Here is a 697-nt window from a genome sequence, read left to right on the forward strand (position 1 = left end):
GTTCGTTCACTCCAATCACAGAGTTTTCCTATGCTCATGGGGACTTACTTGCCGCCTAGCTGCAACTCCAAGTCGTTTGGGGATAGGCTGGGAGTCACTCTCAACCGACAAGATATAAGCAAGGAGTAAGGATGATTGATAGTCAAGGCTGGTACCGCCTCGCCAGAAAAGTACCTTCTCCACATTGTGATGCGCGCCATGATAGTGAGGATGTTTCTCTACTGGTGGTGCACAACATCAGCTTGCCCCCCGGCCAGTTTGGCGGCCCGTACATTGAGCAGTTTTTTCTGGGCGAGCTGGATGCCAATCAACATTCGTTTTTTAAGGTGATCGCCAAGATGCGCGTCTCGGCGCACTGCGTGATCCGCCGTGATGGTGAGGTGGTGCAGTTTGTGCCGTTTCATCTGCGCGCGTGGCATGCGGGTGTTTCCTCTTTTGCAGGTCGAGCCAAGTGCAATGATTACTCGATTGGTATTGAGCTGGAGGGGAGCGATGTTGTGCCGTATACCGATGCGCAATATCAAGCGCTGACTGAGCTGACCCAAGCCTTGATGGAGCGCTACCCGCACATCACGCTGCCGCGCATTACTGGGCATCAATATATTGCACCGTTGCGTAAAACTGACCCCGGTTTGGTGTTTGACTGGCGGCGTTTTCGGGCTGGGTTGAAGTCATAGGTTTTAGTTGGTGCGAAATA

Annotated in this window: 1 protein-coding gene; it reads left to right on the forward strand. The window is 52.8% G+C overall.

The genetic code is table 11. The features are described from left to right. Positions 1-131: 131 nt before the first annotated feature. Complete coding sequence (ampD, locus tag GOU96_RS17990; protein ID WP_114762865.1) at positions 132-677, forward strand: 1,6-anhydro-N-acetylmuramyl-L-alanine amidase AmpD; 546 nt, start codon at positions 132-134, stop codon at positions 675-677. The last annotated feature ends 20 nt before the right edge of the window (positions 678-697 follow it).

Source organism: Vibrio sp. R-1 (assembly GCF_035615595.1).
Lineage (GTDB): Bacteria > Pseudomonadota > Gammaproteobacteria > Enterobacterales > Vibrionaceae > Vibrio > Vibrio cholerae.

Bases quoted from the DNA above. Each gene is read 5' to 3' on its own strand.
- ampD (WP_114762865.1), top strand. From the start codon at position 132: ATGATTGATAGTCAAGGCTGGTACCGCCTCGCCAGAAAAGTACCTTCT.